2 protein-coding genes are annotated in these 1426 nt (G+C 37.9%); one reads left to right on the forward strand and one right to left on the reverse strand.

Features of this window, described 5'->3' with window-relative positions; genetic code table 11:
* On the reverse strand, positions 1-1129 hold a 1129-nt coding region (locus tag AB1488_01720; protein MEW6408816.1), incomplete at its 3' end, for a histidine kinase dimerization/phospho-acceptor domain-containing protein.
* Here AB1488_01720 and AB1488_01725 point away from each other — a divergent pair.
* Positions 1122-1426 (forward strand): hypothetical protein (locus AB1488_01725; protein ID MEW6408817.1); only part of this gene is annotated, 305 nt, incomplete at its 3' end. The two genes, AB1488_01720 and AB1488_01725, sit on opposite strands and share 8 nt — an antisense overlap.

Below are 1426 nucleotides of genomic sequence, written 5' to 3' on the forward strand. Positions count from 1 at the left end.
CTGTAGCCTTATACCGTGTTTTTATACTTAACACCCCTCCATCAGGCATTGCCTGTATTGCATTAATAAAGAGGTTCCATAAAATCTGTTTTATCTGATTCCTATCCAGCATGAGATTTGGGACATTAGAGGCAAAGGATTTATTAATCGTTAAACCCGTCATAAGTCTTCTGTCCAGTTTTAAGATAGAAATAGTCTCATCTATGAGTTCGTGTATATTTGCTTCTTCTCTGTTGAGCTGTAACGGCTTAGAAAAACTTAGAAAGTCTTCAACTAATTTATTCAGCCTATCTGCCTCTTTTTCGATAATATCGAGAAGTTCTCTATCATCCTTTGATAGAGAACTATACCTCTGGAGAACTCCCAGTGAGTTGGAGATAGCCCCTAAGGGATTCCTGATTTCATGGGCAAGTCCGGCCGCCATCTTTCCTATAGATGCAAGTCTCTCGGATTCAGTTAAATATCTCTGAGTTTCCTTTAATCGTTCATATGCAGTCCTGAGCTCTATGTTTTTCCCCTCCAGTGACTCAAGAAGTTCTGCCAGTTTTCTTCTTGATTCATAGAGTCTATAAAATGTTCGAGTAAATCCATAGGCAAGCCCTATGAGAAGTCCAGAAAAGATTATTACCTTTATGACATGCCAGTACCACCAGATAGGGTCCCATAATTTTGAAAAGGTAAAGGAGATCTCACTTTCGAAAAAGAGCAGGGCAGCGGTTCCGAGCACATGGTATATAACATCATTTGTCGCTAAAAAACCTTTGAGGAAAAAGATACCGGAAAGCAGGAATAATATAGATGCTGTCAAATTAAGGGTATAAATAAAATCGCTGAAATGTCCCTTAGCATCAACAACAGGAGTATGATGAGGCAAACTCACTGAGAGGACATCTGGAAGAGAAGAAGAGAATTTAATAGATGACATAGCAAAGGTAAAAATAAGGATGGTTCCAGATAATACATAAAACCGTCTTATCCAGAGTGGTTCAGTATTGCTATCAATCTTATCATTAAAAAATATAGACCCGATGAAAAAAGCAGAGCCAAAAAAGGCACTGAAGGAATGTAACCATACAAACATGTTATGGCAGTAGTCAGAAAAGGCATGAAAGATATCAAGTATGCCCATAGAAAAGAACCCTAAGATAAGGAAAAGGGCGTTCTTTTTGCCTGAGGCTAAGTATTCCCAGTATATTATAAGACCAATGACGATAGCGATTAATCCGCTGAGAGATTCAAGAATGGAATGTGTAGGGGGATCTACCCAGAATATATCCTCAGTTTTGATTATAAGGGATATAAAAGGTTTGCCTATAACAATTAAGGATAAGATCGCTAATACACCGAGTGTAAAGAGAAAGAATTTTCTTCTGGAAGAGGATATGTCACCTTCTAAATCATCAAGACGATATGCCACATATTTAAG

This window comes from Nitrospirota bacterium (assembly GCA_040756155.1).
Classification (GTDB): Bacteria; Nitrospirota; Thermodesulfovibrionia; order JACRGW01; family JBFLZU01; genus JBFLZU01.